Source organism: Streptomyces sp. C1-1 (assembly GCF_050214755.1).
In the GTDB taxonomy this organism is placed as follows: Bacteria; Actinomycetota; Actinomycetes; order Streptomycetales; family Streptomycetaceae; genus Streptomyces.
The window spans coordinates 1323741-1339541 of sequence record NZ_CP189826.1 but is presented as its reverse complement, the minus strand read 5'-3'; the positions used below and the strand labels follow the sequence as shown (position 1 = coordinate 1339541).

The window sequence follows — 15801 nt, the reverse complement described above, 5'->3', positions numbered from 1 at the left end:
CCTGGAAGCTCACCGACCCCCCTGCCAGGAGGCCTGGGCCGATACCGGCACCCCGGGCCGCTGGTCCGACCAGACCGAGATCTGACATCCGCACCCATCGCAAGGAAATACCCAGTGAAACTTCTACGAGTCGGCGCGTCCGGCGAGGAGCGTCCCGCAGTCCGCACCGAGGACGGCCGGCTGCTGGACCTGTCCTCCGTGACGTCCGACATCGACGGCGCCTTTCTCGCCTCCGGCGGTGTCGAGCGGGCCCGGGCGGAGGTCGCGGCGGGAAGTCTGCCCGAGCTGAGCCCGGACGGTCTGCGCATCGGTGCCCCTCTCGCCCGCCCTGGCAAGATCGTCTGCGTCGGCCTGAACTACCGCGACCACGCCGCCGAGACCGGCGCGGCGATCCCTCCGCGGCCCGTGGTGTTCATGAAGGACCCAGGCACCGTGATCGGCCCGTACGACGAGGTGCTGATCCCCCGCGGCTCCGTGAAGACCGACTGGGAGGTCGAACTGGCGGTCGTCATCGGACGACGGTCCCGCTACCTCGACGGACCCGAGGTCGCGCGGGACGTGATCGCGGGGTACGCGATCAGCCATGACGTCTCGGAGCGGGAGTTCCAGCTGGAGTACTCCTCACAGTGGGACCTGGGCAAGTCCTGCGAGACCTTCAACCCGCTCGGACCGTGGCTGGTGACCGCCGACGAGGTGGGCGACCCGCAGGACCTTGCTCTGCACCTGAGCGTCAACGGCGTGAAGCGGCAGGAGGGCCACACCAGCGACATGATCTTCCCGGTCGGCCACATCGTGTCGTACCTGAGCCAGTACATGGTCCTGGAGCCGGGTGACGTGATCAACACCGGTACTCCGGCGGGGGTGGCCCTCGGCCTGACGGGCACCCCCTATCTCCGCCCCGGCGACAGCGTCGAGCTCTCCGTCGACCGTCTCGGCGCCCAGCGCCAGATCTTCGGCCAAGCGTGAAAGGCACCCCTGTGAGCAGCTTGAGGAGCTTGAGCGGCCTGTCCGGGCTGAAGGCCGTCGTCACCGGCGGTGCGTCCGGCATCGGGCTGGCCACGTCCCGGATGCTGGCCGAGCACGGCGCCACGGTGGCCGTCCTCGACCTCGACCCCTCCGTCGCCTCCGAGCCGCTGATCGCCATCAGGGCCGACCTCGGCGACGACGCCTCGGTGCGCCCGGCCGTGGCGGAGGCCGCCGAGCGGCTCGGTGGCCTGGACATCCTCGTCAACAACGCGGCCATCGGCGCCATCGGCACCGTCGAGGACAACCCCGACGAGGAATGGCACCGCGTCCTCGACATCAACGTCCTCGGGACGGTCCGCACCACCCGGGCCGCCCTGCCGTATCTGCGGCGCTCGTCGCACGCGGCGGTCGTCAACATCTGCTCGATCGGCGCCACCGCGGGCCTCCCGCAGCGCGCCCTGTACTGCGCCAGCAAGGGCGCGGTCCTGTCGCTGACCCTCGCCATGGCTGCCGACCACGTCCGCGAGGGCATCCGCGTCAACTGCGTCAACCCCGGCACCGCCGACACCCCCTGGGTGACCCGGCTGCTGGACGCCGCCGACGACCCGGCGGCGGAGCGTGCCGCGCTCAGCGCCCGCCAGCCCATGGGCCGCCTGGTCACCGCCGACGAGGTGGCAGCGGCCGTGGTCTACCTCGCGAGTCCCGCCGCGGCATCCGTCACCGGCACCGCGCTCGCGGTGGACGGCGGCATGCAGGGGCTGCGGCTGCGCCCGGCGGCCGGCTCATGAGAACGACCACGCTGGGCGGCACCGACGTCAGGGTCACCGAGCTGTCGTTCGGCGCCGCAGGCATCGGCAACCTCTTCCGCCCCGTCACCGACGAGGCCGCGTCCGCCGCCGTGGAGGCGGCCTGGGACGCGGGCATCCGCACCTTCGACACCGCCCCGCACTACGGGCTCGGGCTGTCCGAGCGCCGCCTGGGCGCCGCGCTGCGCGGACGCGACCGCGACACGTACACCGTCTCCACCAAGGTCGGAAGGCTGCTCGAACCCGACCCGGAGGGCGGCCGCGGCGACGATCTCGCCCAGGGCTTCGCCGTGCCCGACACCCACCGCCGCGTCTGGGACTTCAGCGCCGACGGCATCCTGCGCTCCCTGGAATCGAGCCTGGACCGCCTCGGCCTGGACCGGGTGGACATCGCCCTGCTCCACGACCCCGACGACCACGCCGAGCAGGCCCTCACCGAGGCCTACCCGGCGCTGGAACGGCTGCGCGCCGAAGGCGTCGTCAAGGCGATCGGCCTCGGCGTCAACCAGTGCGCGCTCCCCGCCCGCTTCCTACGCGAGACCGACATCGACGTCGTGCTGCTCGCCGGCCGCTACACCCTCCTGGAGCAGGAGGGGCTCGCGGAGGTACTGCCGGAGGCCGCCGCCCGTGGCAGAAGTGTCATCGTCGGCGGGGTGTTCAACTCGGGTCTGCTCACCGACCCCAGACCCGGGGCCATGTACGACTACGCGCCCGCCCCGCCCCATGTACTGGACCGGGCGCTGCACATCAAGGCGGTCGCCGACCGCCACGGCGTACCGCTGCGCGCAGCCGCTCTGCGCTTCCCGCTCGGCCATCCGGCGGTCGCGAGCGTGCTGTCCGGCGCGCGTTCCGCCGGGGAGGTCCGGGACACGGTGGACCAGATGCGGCGCACGGTACCGGCCGCGCTCTGGGACGAACTACGTGCCGCGGAGCTGCTGCCCCCGCACGTCCCCGTCCCCGCCGCCGCACCTCAGTCGTGGGGGTGACCGCCATGGAGATGAGCATCGCTGAGGGCGTCGTCGACGCACACCACCACGTGTGGGACCTCTCCGCCCGCGACCAGGACTGGATCACCGGACGGGAACTCGCCCTGCTGCGCCGCGACTTCCTGCTCGCCGATCTGGAGTCCGAGGCCCGGGCCGCCGGCGTCACGGCGACCGTCCTGGTCCAGACGACCGACGGGCCGGAGGAGACACCCGAGTTCCTGGCGTTGGCCCAGGGCAGCGACCTGGTGGCCGGCGTCGTGGGCTGGACCGACCTGACCTCCCCGGATGTCGCCCGCGCGCTCGCGGTGCTGCGGGAGGGGCCGGGAGGCGAGTACCTGGTGGGCATCCGCCACCAGGTACAGGGCGAATCCGATCCTCGCTGGCTGATGCGGCCGGACGTGCTGCGTGGGCTCGCGGCGGTGGCCGAGGCAGGGCTCGTGTACGACCTGGTCGTCAGGCCCCGCCAGCTCGCGGCCGCGTATGAGACCGCCCGCCTGCTTCCCGACCTCACGTTCGTACTCGATCACGCGGGCAAGCCCCCCATCGCCTCGGGCGAGCTGCTGCCGTGGGCGGGCGCGGTGCGTCTGCTGGCCGCACTGCCCAACACCGTCTGCAAGCTCTCCGGCATGGTGACCGAGGCCGACTGGGACCGGTGGAGCGTCGAGGACCTCCGGCCGTACGCGGACACGGTGCTGGACGCCTTCGGCCCGCGGCGGCTGATGTTCGGCTCCGACTGGCCCGTCTGTCGACTGGCCGCCACCTATGCCGAAGTAGTCACCTCAGCAAGGGAGTTGACGGCCGAACTCCACCTCACCGAACGCCGTGAGGTCTTCACCGGAACCGCACTGCGGACCTACGGCCTGACCGCCACCGTCTCCCCGGCCGCTCAGGAAGCACCATGCGCATAGCTCTCTTCATCACCTGCTTCAACGACCTGATGTTCCCCCGCACCGGCCGCGCGGTGACCGAACTGCTGGAACGGCTCGGTCACACCGTGGAGTTCCCGCAGGGCCAGACCTGCTGCGGCCAGATGCACTTCAACACCGGCTACCGCCCCGAGACCCTGCCCATGGTGCGCCGTTTCGCGGAGGTCTTCGCCGGTTACGACGCCGTGGTGACCCCTTCCGGCTCCTGCGCGGGCATGGTCCGCGACCAACACCGGGTGGTCGCAGCCCAGTTGGGGGACGCCGCGCTCGTCGAGGCGGTCGAGCGGGTGGTGTCGACGGTGTATGAGCTGTCGGAACTCCTCGTCGACGTCCTCGGCGTCACCGACGTCGGCGCCCACTTCCCGCACCGGGTCACCTACCACCCGACCTGCCACTCGCTGCGCATGCTGCGGGTCGGCGACCGGCCGCTCAGGCTGCTGCGCGCGGTGAAGGGCATCGACCTCGTCGAACTGCCCGCCGCCGAGTCCTGCTGCGGCTTCGGCGGAACCTTCGCACTGAAGAACGCGGACGTGTCCAACGCGATGCTGGCCGACAAGATGCGCCATGTCCTGGACACCGGAGCCGAGTTCCTGTGCGCGGGCGACAACTCCTGCCTCACCCACATCGGCGGCGGCCTGTCCCGGCTGCGGACCGGCGTCGGCACGATGCACCTGGCCGAGATCCTGGCCTCCACTGAAGGGAACGTACGGTGAGCGGCGCCGACAACGTCGTATGGCTGGGCACCCCGCCCTTCCCCGAGGCGGCGCGCACCGCGCTCGCCGACACCCGGCTGCGCGCGAACCTGCGCCGGGCCACCGGCACCATCCGGGACCGGAGGCTGGCGGTCACCGCCGAGCTCGACGACTGGGAGGACCTGCGGGAGACGGCGGCGGCCGTCAAGCGCCGCACCCTGCGTCACCTCGACCGCCATCTCCTGCGGCTGGAGGAGACGGTGACCGCCGCCGGCGGCACGGTCCACTGGGCGGCGGACGCGGCCGAGGCGAACGCCATCGTCACGCGGCTGGTCCGGGCGACCGGCGAGAGCGAGATCGTCAAGGTCAAGTCGATGGCGACCCAGGAGATCGGCCTCAACGAGGCGCTCGCCGAGGCCGGCATCCGCGCGTACGAGACCGATCTCGCCGAACTGATCGTGCAGTTGGGCGGCGACCGCCCGTCGCACATCCTCGTACCGGCCATCCACCGGGGCCGCTCCGAGATCCGCGAGATCTTCCGGCGGGAGATGGGCAAGTGGGGCCGGCCCGCCGCCGAGGGACTCACCGACGACCCGCGCGACCTGGCCGAAGCGGCCCGGCTCCATCTGCGGGAGAAGTTCCTGCGGGCCAAGGTCGCCGTCTCCGGGGCCAACTTCGCCGCCGCCGACACCGGAACGGTGGTGGTCGTGGAGTCCGAGGGCAACGGGCGGATGTGCCTGACCCTGCCGGAGACCCTGATCACCGTCATGGGCATCGAGAAGGTCCTGCCCTCCTTCACCGACCTGGACGTCTTCCTCCAGCTGCTGCCCCGCTCGTCCACGGGCGAGCGGATGAACCCGTACACCTCGTTGTGGACCGGCGTCACCGAGGGAGACGGGCCGCAGGACTTCCATCTGGTGCTCCTCGACAACGGCCGCACCGCGACCCTGGCCGACGAGGTGGGCCGGCAGGCGCTGTCCTGCATCCGCTGCTCGGCCTGCCTGAACGTCTGCCCGGTGTACGAGCGCACCGGCGGCCACGCCTACGGGTCGGTCTACCCCGGCCCCATCGGCGCCGTGCTCACCCCGCAGCTCGTCGGCGTGGAGAACGCGGCCTCCCTGCCCTTCGCCTCCACCCTGTGCGGGGCCTGCTACGACGCCTGCCCGGTCAAGATCGACATTCCGGAGGTGCTCGTCCATCTGCGGGCGAAAGCCGTGGAGGCCAAGCGCCGGGACCGGCTGCTGCCCACCCCCGAGGCGCTCGCCATGAAGGCCGCAGGCACGGCGCTGTCCTCCCCGAGGCGGCTGGCCGTACTCCAGCGACTCGCCGCCCTCGGCGCCCGGCTGGTGGCCCGCGACGGCCGGATCGGAGCCCTGCCCGGCCCGTTCGCCCGCTGGTCAGGCACCCGTGACACCCCCGCGCCGGCCCACGAGTCCCTGCGCGCCTGGTGGCGACGGACGAGGGAAGCAGGCCCTGCGACGACGGAAGGGAAGGGCCGATGAGCGGCCGCGACACCGTACTGGGCGACATCCGCAGCGCGCTGGTCGACGTGCCGGATGGCGAGGTTCCCGACGGCGACCCCGCCCCGCACGATCTGCGCTCCCAGCAGGCGGGGCTGGACGTCGTCGAGCTGTTCATCGAACGCGCCGCCGACTACCGCGCCACCGTCGTCCGTGTTCCACCGTCTGACGCCGTCGCCGCCGTGGCTCGCGCGCTGACCCGCACCGGAGCGAAATCCCTCGTGGTGCCCCCGGGTTTCCCCGACGACCTCGTACCCGAAGGACCCTGGTCCCGGCTGGAGGACGCTCCGCCGCTCACGGTCCGACAGCTCGACGCGGCGGACGCCGTGCTCACCACCGTCGCCGCAGCGATCGCCCTCACCGGCACCGTCGTCCTCGACAGCGGGCCGGGACAAGGACGCCGTGTGCTGACCTTGCTCCCGGATCAACATGTCTGCGTGGTCAGGGCGAGCCAGATCGCCGCTGATGTACCCGACGCGTTGAGCCTGCTCCACCCACACCGGCCGCTGACCCTGATCTCCGGTCCCTCAGCCACCAGCGACATCGAACTGGACCGGGTGGAGGGCGTGCACGGACCGCGGATCCTCGACATCGTCGTGGTCGTGGACGAGTAGGTCCGGGAGAGGGGACTATCCACAGGTTTGAACGCGCGCCAGGGCGCTTCGCCACCGGAGTGGCCGTCGTGCCTGCTCCCAGCTCAGGAGCGGTTTGACACCTCACCCCTTCTCAGCCCTTGTCGGTCTTTTCCGATCCTTGTGTCCAACCTGCGTCCAGAACGCGTCCTGGAAGGACGAACCCAACCAGCTTCCGCGCCTCGAAACTCGCCCGCAGCGGATTCACCTTCCAGCGCGCAGAGGCTCCGCCTCGGAACTCGGGGCGGAGTCTGATTCGAAAATCCCCCTACGTCGCACTTCAGACTGATTCCGATGATGGGAGGGACACTCTCTTTCTCACCCTCGCCAGCCATAGCGCCGCTCGGGCCGGCCGGCCGCGCCGTAGCGCAGGGCGACGGCCGCCGTGCCGGTGGTGTGGAAGTGCTCCAGGTAACGGCGGGCGCTGACACGGGAGATACCGGTGGCGGCCGCGCATTCGGCGGCCGACAGGGTGCCGTCCGCATCGCGAAGCGTGCGTTGGACGAGGTCGGCGGTCTCCACGCTCAGGCCCTTCGGGAGTCCGGCGACAGCAGCGGGGACAGACCCTGCGGACAGAGCCCGGTCAATGTCGGCCTGGCCGCGCACCACCGTGGTGAGAAGCCGGCCGCGCCGTGCGGCGTACCGGTCCAGGCGGGGCTTCAGGTCCTCATAGTCGAAGGGTTTGAGGAGGTAGTCCACGACACCGTGGCGGACCGCGCCGCGCACGGTGTCGGCCTCGCGCGCGGCACTGATGACCATGATGTCGCAGTCGTGTCCCGCGGTGCGCAGCCGCGGGATGACGTCCAGGCCGAAGACATCGGGGAGATAAAGATCGAGGAGAACGAGATCCGGGCGCAGTTCGTCGACTGCGGTGATGGCCTGCTCACCCGTGCCCGCGGTGCCGACGACCCTGAACCCAGGCACCCGCTCGACGAAGGTGCGGTGGACCCGAGCCACCATGAAGTCGTCGTCGACGACGAGAACGTCGATCGTGCCGGAGGTGTCCGTCAACGTGCTGCTCCTTCCTCGATCGCTTCCGTTGAGTGGCTCACGGACATGCGCGCGGTGAACCGGGCGCCTTCGGCGGTGTTGGTCACCCTGATCTCCCCGCCCCGTCGTTCACAGACGAGCTGGGTGAGTGCAAGGCCGATGCCCCGCTCGCCCTCCGCGGCGGCCTTGGTGGTGAAACCGTGGTGGAAGACCTCCTGGGCGAGTTCGGGAGCCACGCCCGGGCCCGAGTCGCACACCACGATCTCCACGCTGGACGCGTCCTGCCGGAGTTCGACCTCGATCCAGGGTTCCCGGTCGTCGAGGCCGCTTCCGGCTGCGGCGTCGATGGCGTTGTCGACCAGGTTGCCGACCACGGTCGCCACGTCGGCGGCGTCCTCCGAAGCGAGCCGGCCGAGGGAGGTGACGTCCGAGATCTTCAGGGTGATCCTGCGTTCGGCCGCGAGGGAGTCCTTCGCCATGAGGAGGGCGGCGACGGCCGGATCGTGGATGCGGCGGCCGATGGTCATGTCCAGGGACTGGCGGCGCCGGGTGAGCGCCCGGACGTAGCGTACGACCTCGTCCTGCTCGCCGATCTGGATGAGTCCGGAGATGGTGTGCAGCTGGTTGGCGAACTCGTGTGTCTGGGCCCGTAGCAGCTCGGACGTGCTGCGGAAGGAGCCGATCTCGCGTTCCAGCCGAGCCAGTTCGGTGCGGTCCCGCAGCGTGGTGACCGAGCCGAGCAGGCGGTCGTTCTTCGTGACGGTCATCCTGTTCATCACCAGCACGCGACCGTGCCGGATGACCACTTCGTCGGGCCCGTGCTCCGCTTCGGGCCGGGTGCCGGTGAGCACGTCGTGAAGACGGCCGTCGATGCCGAGCTCGCCCAGCGTACGGCCCACGCACTCCTCGGGCAGGTCGAGCAGCTGTCTGCCCACCTCGTTCACCAGGGTGAGGCGCTGCTGGGGATCCAGGGCGACCACGCCCTCGGCAATCCCGTACAGCATGGCCTCGCGGTGTTCGGCGAGCCCGGTGATCTCTCGCGGCTCCAGACCGAGCGTCTGCCGTTTGACCCGTCGGGCCAGCAGCCAGGAGCCGGCGAGGCCCAGCCCGCTGGCGATGCCCAGGTAGGCGAGGAGATAGGAAGAAGCACCGCTGAGCCGCTGCCACACCGTCGGGGACGCCTCCCCGATCATGACGGTGCCCAGGGTGCGCCCCATGTCCCCGCTCGCCGCGCCGAGCACCGGCACCTGCGCCACCAGTTCGCGGCTGCCGTCCCAGGTGAGCGAGCCGGACCAGCCCCGTCCGCGGGCCACCCCCGGTCCGAGCCGCAGCCGGTCACCGATGACCGTCGGGTTGGTCGAACTGACGATGCGACCGGAGGAGTCGGCGATCGTCACGGAGGTGATCCCGGACTGCACCAGCGTGGAGTGCGTCAGCGGGGCCAGCGTCTCCTCCGGCGCCGGTCGTGGGAGCTGGTTGCGCACCAGTGGATTGGCGGCCAACTGCTCGGCCAGCGCACTCACGCGGCGGCCCTCGACCCGGCTGAAGGTGGCCTCCGACTGGGCGAGCGAGAGCGCCGCGACCGCCAGCAGCACGACCACGACGATGGCGAGCTGCAGCGCCAGCATCTCGCCCGCGAGGGTATGACGCCGAAAACTGGTGACCACAACGAACTCAATCTCTACTGCTGACACAAACTGGGCGGCTCGCACCACGGGCCGCACAATCATGACGTCCATCCCGACGGCTGCGGAAGAGAGGTGCCATGAGAGGTCGCTCGCACGCCCTTCGCGGCGCCCTCCTCGCGCTGTCACTGTTTCTCGTCACCGGGTGCCATGTGCTGCCCGACGGGGAAGGGGCCGACACCGGGCTGCGGATCATGGTTCCGAACACCCCCGGTGGCGGCTACGACACCACGGCCCGGACAGTGGCCCGCGTGCTGCAGGAGACCGGTGTGGACTCCGGCGTGCAGGTCTTCAACCTGCCGGGAGCAGGCGGCACGGTCGGCCTGCAGCGCATCGTGAACGAGCGGGGCAACGGCCGGCTCGTTCTGCAGATGGGTCTCGGAGTGATCGGTGCGTCGCACGTGGCACACGCGAAGGCGTCCGTCATCGAGACCACTCCGCTGGCCCGGCTGGTCGAGGAGGCCGGCGCGGTGGTCGTGCGCCGTGACTCGCCCTACCGGTCGATCGACGATGTGATCGCCGCCTGGAAGAGGAATCCCGCGAGCCTGAAGGTCGGGGGCGGATCCTCACCCGGCGGACCGGACCACCTGCTGGCCATGGAGCTGGCCAAGGCCGTCGGTATCAAGCCGCATCGGGTCGGCTACGTCGCCTATGGCGGCGGTGGCGGCGACCTGCTGCCCGCTCTCCTCGACGGCAAGGTCGACTTCGCCACCACCGGGTTCGGCGAGTTCCTCTACCAGATCGACGCCAGTCAGCTCAGGGTCCTGGCGGTGACCAGCCCACGACCGATCGACGCACTGCCCGGAGTACCGACCCTCAAGGCGTCCGGCATCGACCTGGTCTTCAGCAACTGGCGGGGAGTCGTGGCGCCGCCCGGCATCAAAGGCGCCGACCGGAAGCGGTGGATCGAAGCGCTGACGGCGATGCACCGGTCCCGGCAATGGAAAGCGGAACTCCGCCGCCATGGCTGGACCGACGCGTTCACCACCGGCGACGCCTTCGCCGCGTACCTGTCCGAACAGGACACATCTGTGGCCCGTCTCGTCAGGGATCTCGGACTGGACTGACCGGGCTACCGCCCGCCCCTCCTGACACCAGCCGCACAAACACCCTTCCGCGCTGCGGCTCACTTCGCCATGCCCATCACCTGTCCGTCGAAAGGCACCCGCATGACCACGCACACCTGGTGGTTGCTGCTCATCCTCACCATCGCGATCACGGCCCTGATCTACCTCATCAACTCCCGCTTGCGCATCCATCCGTTCGTCGCGCTCATCGTCGTCGCTGTCGGCACCGGCCTCGCCGCCGGTGAGCCCGCCGCCAAACTGGTGGAGTCCCTTGAGGACGGTGCCGGCGGCACCCTCGGGGACGTGGGCATCACACTGGCCCTGGGCGCCATGCTCGGGCGCCTGCTGTCCGACTCGGGCGCCACCGACGCCCTCGCCCACGCCCTGATCGACCGCTCCAGTACCCAAAGGCTGCCTTGGCTGGTCACGGCCGCGGCGTTCGTGATCGGCATCCCGATGTTCTTCGAGGTCGGCCTGATCGTGCTGCTGCCGCTGATCTTCAGCGTGGCGCGCCGGCTGGAGGCCCAGGGCGGCACGAAGGGCTCCCCCTACGTCCTGCTCGGCGTACCGGCCATCGCCGCGCTGTCCACCCTGCACGGCATGCTGCCGCCGCACCCGGGGCCGCTCACCGCCATGACCGGTCTCCACGCCGACCTGGGCCTCACCATGGTCGTCGGCTTCGTCTGCGCCGTCCCCACCGTGATCCTGGCCGGCCCCGTCTACGCCCGGTGGATCGCGCCGCGCCTTGCCGAGGTCCGCCCGGACGAGGCTCTTGTCGCGCAGTTCACGGGTGCGTCGCAGTCCGTCCGAGAGAAGTCGCCCGTCAGCGTGACGGCCGGCGCTCCGCATGCGCCATCGGCGGATACGGACGTCACCTCCCGTTCCCGGATACCGACCGGGCTGGCCATCACCGCGGTGCTCGTCCCTGTCGCCCTCATGCTGCTGCGTACCCTCGCCGAAACGGTGCTCGACGAGACGAGCACCGTGAGTTCCGCGCTGACCTTCCTGGGCGAACCCGTCGTGGCGATGCTCGCCGGGCTGCTCTTCGCTCTCGGCGTGACCACTCTGGGCACGGGCCGCTCCGGCGAGGAGGCCCGCGCATCCCTGACGGACAGCCTGAAGTCCATCGCCGCCATCCTGCTCATCATCGGTGGCGGTGGTGCGTTCAAGCAGGTTCTCCAGGACTCCGGCATCGGCGACGCGATCGCCTCCGCCGCCGAGGGGGCGCATCTGAACGTCATCGTGCTGGGCTGGCTGATCGCACTCCTGCTGTCGCTGACCACCGGTTCCGCCACCGTCGGCATCGTCTCCGCCACCGGCATCATCGCCCCCATGGTCAGCGGAGGCGGCCTGGAGGCATCGCTGCTCGTGGTGGCCATCGGGGCAGGCTCCCTCGGGCTGAACTACGTGAACCACGCCGGCTTCTGGCTGGTCAAGGAATCCTTCGGCATGGATCTCACCCAAGCCACCAAGACGCAGACGGTGGTTCAGACCCTGGTCAGCGTGCTGGGTTTGGGCATGGCCCTCCTGTTGTCCGTCTTTGCGTAGGAAGTGGACCGACCCGCTCCGCGTCGGCCCACTGGGTCGGGAAATCCGCGAGGCGCGCCGCGCACCGAAAGCCGCTCTCAGTGCGCCGCGTAGCGAGGAGGGCGGTGCCGGACCATGACAGTCCGGCACCGCCCTCCCACCGAACCTGTCAACGTTCACGTGGCAGGTCGAGCACCGCTCGATAGATGAGCAACGTGGCTCCGGAGCATCGCAGTTGAGCCGTCCGACGCCTTGATCAACGGATCGAGGACCCGAATGGGCGCCCGGCTCGGATTCCCGGACTGGTTCGGCCACCACTGGGACGCCTTCCTCGACTGCCTGCGCACGGTGGTGGACAACGCGGACCACGACCTGACGGTCGTCGTCCGAGAGGCCGGCGAGTTGCTCACCGACGAGCAGCCGGGCGTGCTGGGAATCCTTCTGGCCGTCCTGAGTCAGGTGAGGGATCGGCCCGGCACGGCACCTGGCTCGTCATTGCTCGTGGCCGACGCTTCCGACCGTCTGTCCGGTCTGGCACGGCGCATGACAGGGGCCGGCTGCTCCGTGGATCTCGACGGCGGCTGGAGTGCTTCTGCGTCCTTCTGATCAGCACGGCCACGGAGCTGACCGGCGCGAGCCGGGACTCACGCCGAAGGGGTGCCTCTCACGAGAGTGGTGCCCCTTCCGGCATGCAACGGTCGGACACGCGGTACCCCCCGAACGGTCAGCCCACGTCCAGTTCGAGCAGTCCTAGCCGCACAGCCTCACTGACCGTGCCGGCCCGGTTCTCGGTGCCGAGCTTGCGATAGATCCTGACCAGGTGGGTCTTGACCGTGGCTTCCGTGACGAACAGGGCCGAGGCGATGGCCCGGTTGCTGAGCCCCTCGGCGAGCAGTCGAACGACCTCGGACTCACGATCGGTGAACACGGGCCCCGGTTCGGCGGGCCGCCCCACGAGGCGAGCCGCCGCCTCGGGGGCCAAGCCCATGCCGCCGGCAGCCGCGGCGCGCACGGCACGGAACAGCTCCTCGGGCGGGCCGGCCTTGAGGATGTAGCCCCGGGCGCCTGCCTCGACGGCGCGGACGACATCGCCACGGCCGCTGTAGCTGGTCAGCACGACGACATGGACGCCCGGTGCGGCGGCGGTGATACGGCGTGTCGCCTCGATCCCGCTGAAGCCGTCGTCCGACGTTGCGCCGTCCGACAGCCGCAGGTCCATGAGCACCACGTCGGGCCGCAGTCGCTGGGCCAGCCGTACGGCCTCCCTGCCATCGCCCGTCTCGGATATCACATGGAGGCCTGGCTCGCCCTCCAAAAGAGCACGCAGACCGGCTCGTACAACGGTGTGGTCGTCGACGATCAGCACCCGCAGCGTCTTCTCGGTCACGAGGCGCCGACCAGGTCGCGGTCGGCCACCGGCAGTACGGCCCGGACGCTGGTGCCGTGGCCCGGGGTGCTGTCGACGGTGAGCGTGCCGCCGAGGGAGCTCAGGCGTTCCCTGGCGGCGACCAGTCCGAACCCCCGGTTCGGGCTTACGGGTTGAGCGATCCGTTGGTCGAAGCCCCGTCCGTTGTCACGGACTTCGACAGCCGCCCAACCGTCCCCGTGGGTGAGAGTGACATGGACGTGGGTCGCCCGGGCGTGTTCGCGGGCATTGGCGAGCAGGCCCTGAGCCACGCGCAGCAGCGTCACGGCACGTTCGGTGGGTAGGAGGTGAGGTGCTCCTTCCGCACGAAAGGCGACGTGCGGTGCGGTGGTGGGGGACTGCAGGCGGGTGCACAGCCCGCGCAGGGCGGTTTCCAGGTCGTCCCGCTCCAGGGCGGGCGGTGTGAGGTCGCTGATGATGCTCCGGGTCTCCTCCAGGTGCGCGCCGAGGGCCTGGGAGACAGCACGCACCTGGCGCAGGGCGGCGTCCGGGTTGCGCTGCCAGTCCCGTTCGGCGGCCTGAAGGAGCATGCGGCTGCCCGCGAGTTCCTGAGCGAGGGTGTCGTGCAGGTCCTGGGCGATTCGCGCCCGCTCGGCGAGCCGTCCGGCCTCACGCTGACGGTTCGCCAACTCACCGCGTGTGGACTCCAGTTGGCTGTTCAAACGTTGTTGGGAACGGTAGAGGACGACCGTGGCGCCAAGGGCGGCGAGCGGGGGCCCCAGCACATCGGCGTCGACGCCGCCGATCCGTACCAGCGAGGCGAGCAGCCCGGCCGTGATCGCGCCCACCGTCGCGACCGTCACCCCGCGCCCGGGCATCCGCAGTGCCAGCACCGCCAGCGGAACAGCGAGCCATGTGTAGGCGAAGGCGAGTGGTACCGGGATCTCCCAGGAGGTCCAGGCCCACAGAAGTACCAGCGTCCACAGCCAGACCGGCCGTCCCGCGGCACCGAAACGGTCCCAGCGGGCCGGCCCGGCCATGTAGAGCAGGCCGAGGGCGGCGGTAGCCGGTGCGACCCTCCAGCACAACTCGCTGTTCAGCTCGACGAGCCGCACGAGAGTGCCCGCGACCGGAAGCAGGAAGACCAGGTGCGCGAAGTGCCGCACGGTCGGGAACTGCCGTCGCTGAGCGACGGGATGGGAAGGGGACACACGGGCTCCCTGCGGCGGGCGGAACGCAGTCGACAACGGTGCCAGGAGTGTAGGACGCGTCTGTGTGCCCCCGGTAAACCGCCCTCCACGTGGTCACCGCCCCGGGTGCAGGCCCAACCACCCCGGCGACGGGTCGCCCTTGACCTCACCGAAGTACAGGGCGAAGGTCTGCTTCAGGCGCTCGACCTCGGCCCGGTCCTCCATGAACTCCGGGAAGTCGTCGACGTGAGCGTTCGGGAAGTCCCAGACGGGCTTGAGGCTCGCGTTCGGAGTGATGTCCTCGCGGACCGACCAGCCGTTGAAGGCCGCTTTCTGGCGAGCCTCGGACAGTTGCCAGTTCATGTAGAGCTTGGCCGCTGCCGGATGAGCGGCCTGCTTGAGGATCGCAGCGCGCTGGCCCCAGGCCATGAAGGGCGCATCCTCCGGGAGGACCCACTTCAGTGTGGTCGAGGTGGAGACCGCGCTGCCGGAGCCACCGACGCCGATGGTCTTCTGCCGGCCGGTGACCGCGGCGCCAGGGGTGTGGGTGCCGCGCGCGAACTGCGGTTGCTGCGCCGCGAAGGCGGCCACCCAGTCCCAGCCGTAGGTGCGCTGGTAGAGGCTGTAGAGGTAGAGAACCGCGTCGTCGTCGTTGGGGTAGGAGGACGCGATGGCGTTCCTCCAGCGGGCGTCGACCAGGTCGGCGGCGGTCTTCGGGCCGTGGGCGCCGGCGGCCTGAATGTCGTACATGAAGCTGAAGGCGATGACCATCAGCGCCGTCCACGCGCCGTCGGGGTCCTTGAAGCCCTTGTGCACCTCGGAGAAACCGGCCGGCTTGTAGGGCAGCAGCTTGCCCTGACGCTTCCAGCGGGTGAAGTCCTGGAGGGTCTGCAACTGGACGACGTCGGGGACCAGGGTGCCGGTCGCGAGCTGGTTGTCGACCCGGACGTCGTGGTACTTGCTGTAGTCGACGGCGACCGTCAGCTCGACCTCGGGGAAGGCAGCGGCCCATGCGGTCCGAACGCCGACGGCCTGGCTGTCGACGTCGCCGCCCTGGTAGAGGACGAGCTTGCCGCCCTCGGCGACGGCGGCCTCGTACAGCTCTTCCAAGGAGCGCCGCTCCTCACGGACTCCGAACAGGGAAGCCCCGGCGCTTCGGGCGCCGGGCGCGGCAGACGCCTGCCCGGCGGCGGCCCCGGCGAACGCGACGCCCGCGCCTGCGGCGATCAGCCGGCGCCTGCTGAAGTCCCTGGACATGGTGGGAATCCTCTCCTCGTGTCTGATCTGCGATTCATCGGCGACTCAGGCTCGACGATCTGGCAAGTCTCGCGGGAGGAGGCTCTGTTCCGCGTCACCCGTAAGCCGGGACCGCATTCAACCGTTCGATGGACTCACGAACTCTTCTACCGACCGGACTCCACTGCTCAGCCACCACGCCCCCAACGGCC

15 protein-coding genes are annotated in these 15801 nt (G+C 70.4%); 10 read left to right on the top strand and 5 right to left on the bottom strand.

Going from position 1 to position 15801, the window contains the following annotated elements:
• Positions 1-114 precede the first annotated feature (114 nt).
• From ACQF4J_RS06115 to ACQF4J_RS06085, 7 genes are read left to right on the top strand one after another with little or no spacing between them, the layout of a single operon-like run.
• On the top strand, positions 115-966 hold the full coding sequence (locus ACQF4J_RS06115; RefSeq protein ID WP_427164929.1) for a fumarylacetoacetate hydrolase family protein: 852 nt from the start codon (positions 115-117) through the stop codon (positions 964-966).
• A gap of 29 nt (positions 967-995) precedes the next feature.
• Positions 996-1754, top strand: a complete 759-nt coding sequence (locus ACQF4J_RS06110) for an SDR family NAD(P)-dependent oxidoreductase (RefSeq protein ID WP_351575150.1) — start codon at positions 996-998, stop codon at positions 1752-1754.
• On the top strand, positions 1751-2758 hold the full coding sequence (locus ACQF4J_RS06105; protein ID WP_351575082.1) for an aldo/keto reductase: 1008 nt from the start codon (positions 1751-1753) through the stop codon (positions 2756-2758). Before ACQF4J_RS06110 ends, ACQF4J_RS06105 begins: the two co-directional genes overlap by 4 nt.
• Positions 2759-2769: 11 nt before the next feature.
• Positions 2770-3666, top strand: coding sequence for an amidohydrolase family protein (locus ACQF4J_RS06100; protein ID WP_351575080.1), 897 nt, complete (start codon positions 2770-2772; stop codon positions 3664-3666).
• A complete protein-coding gene (locus ACQF4J_RS06095; RefSeq protein ID WP_427164925.1) occupies positions 3657-4397 on the top strand; it encodes a (Fe-S)-binding protein in 741 nt (246 codons plus the stop codon). Before ACQF4J_RS06100 ends, ACQF4J_RS06095 begins: the two co-directional genes overlap by 10 nt.
• On the top strand, positions 4394-5878 hold the full coding sequence (locus tag ACQF4J_RS06090) for a LutB/LldF family L-lactate oxidation iron-sulfur protein (protein ID WP_427164923.1): 1485 nt from the start codon (positions 4394-4396) through the stop codon (positions 5876-5878). Before ACQF4J_RS06095 ends, ACQF4J_RS06090 begins: the two co-directional genes overlap by 4 nt.
• The gene (locus tag ACQF4J_RS06085; RefSeq protein ID WP_351575071.1) at positions 5875-6510 is read left to right on the top strand and encodes a LutC/YkgG family protein; all 636 of its coding nucleotides are present in this window, start codon (positions 5875-5877) and stop codon (positions 6508-6510) included. The genes ACQF4J_RS06090 and ACQF4J_RS06085 overlap by 4 nt, the downstream gene beginning before the upstream one ends.
• A gap of 336 nt (positions 6511-6846) precedes the next feature.
• On the opposite strand, the gene ACQF4J_RS06080 is transcribed toward ACQF4J_RS06085, so the two are convergent.
• Both ACQF4J_RS06080 and ACQF4J_RS06075 read right to left on the bottom strand, forming a co-directional pair.
• Positions 6847-7539, bottom strand: a complete 693-nt coding sequence (locus tag ACQF4J_RS06080) for a response regulator (protein ID WP_351804379.1) — start codon at positions 7537-7539, stop codon at positions 6847-6849.
• On the bottom strand, positions 7536-9185 hold the full coding sequence (locus tag ACQF4J_RS06075; protein WP_427164920.1) for an ATP-binding protein: 1650 nt from the start codon (positions 9183-9185) through the stop codon (positions 7536-7538). The genes ACQF4J_RS06080 and ACQF4J_RS06075 overlap by 4 nt, the downstream gene beginning before the upstream one ends.
• Before the next feature lie 98 nt (positions 9186-9283).
• Here ACQF4J_RS06075 and ACQF4J_RS06070 point away from each other — a divergent pair, with 98 nt between their 5' ends.
• From ACQF4J_RS06070 to ACQF4J_RS06060, 3 genes are all read left to right on the top strand, one after another.
• Positions 9284-10270: a Bug family tripartite tricarboxylate transporter substrate binding protein gene (locus ACQF4J_RS06070; protein WP_427164918.1), complete on the top strand. Its 987-nt coding sequence runs from the start codon at positions 9284-9286 to the stop codon at positions 10268-10270.
• A 102-nt stretch (positions 10271-10372) separates the two neighbouring features.
• The gene (locus tag ACQF4J_RS06065; protein WP_427164916.1) at positions 10373-11818 is read left to right on the top strand and encodes a GntP family permease; all 1446 of its coding nucleotides are present in this window, start codon (positions 10373-10375) and stop codon (positions 11816-11818) included.
• Between the two features lie 255 nt (positions 11819-12073).
• Complete coding sequence (locus tag ACQF4J_RS06060; RefSeq protein ID WP_351575058.1) at positions 12074-12403, top strand: barstar family protein; 330 nt, start codon at positions 12074-12076, stop codon at positions 12401-12403.
• A gap of 118 nt (positions 12404-12521) precedes the next feature.
• On the opposite strand, the gene ACQF4J_RS06055 is transcribed toward ACQF4J_RS06060, so the two are convergent.
• The 3 genes from ACQF4J_RS06055 to ACQF4J_RS06045 all read right to left on the bottom strand — a co-directional run bounded on the left by ACQF4J_RS06055 (position 12522) and on the right by ACQF4J_RS06045 (position 15610).
• The gene (locus ACQF4J_RS06055) at positions 12522-13184 is read right to left on the bottom strand and encodes a response regulator (protein ID WP_427164913.1); all 663 of its coding nucleotides are present in this window, start codon (positions 13182-13184) and stop codon (positions 12522-12524) included.
• Complete coding sequence (locus ACQF4J_RS06050) at positions 13181-14374, bottom strand: histidine kinase (RefSeq protein ID WP_427164911.1); 1194 nt, start codon at positions 14372-14374, stop codon at positions 13181-13183. The genes ACQF4J_RS06055 and ACQF4J_RS06050 overlap by 4 nt, the downstream gene beginning before the upstream one ends.
• A 93-nt stretch (positions 14375-14467) precedes the next feature.
• Complete coding sequence (locus ACQF4J_RS06045) at positions 14468-15610, bottom strand: ABC transporter substrate-binding protein (protein ID WP_427164909.1); 1143 nt, start codon at positions 15608-15610, stop codon at positions 14468-14470.
• Between the last annotated feature and the right edge of the window lie 191 nt (positions 15611-15801).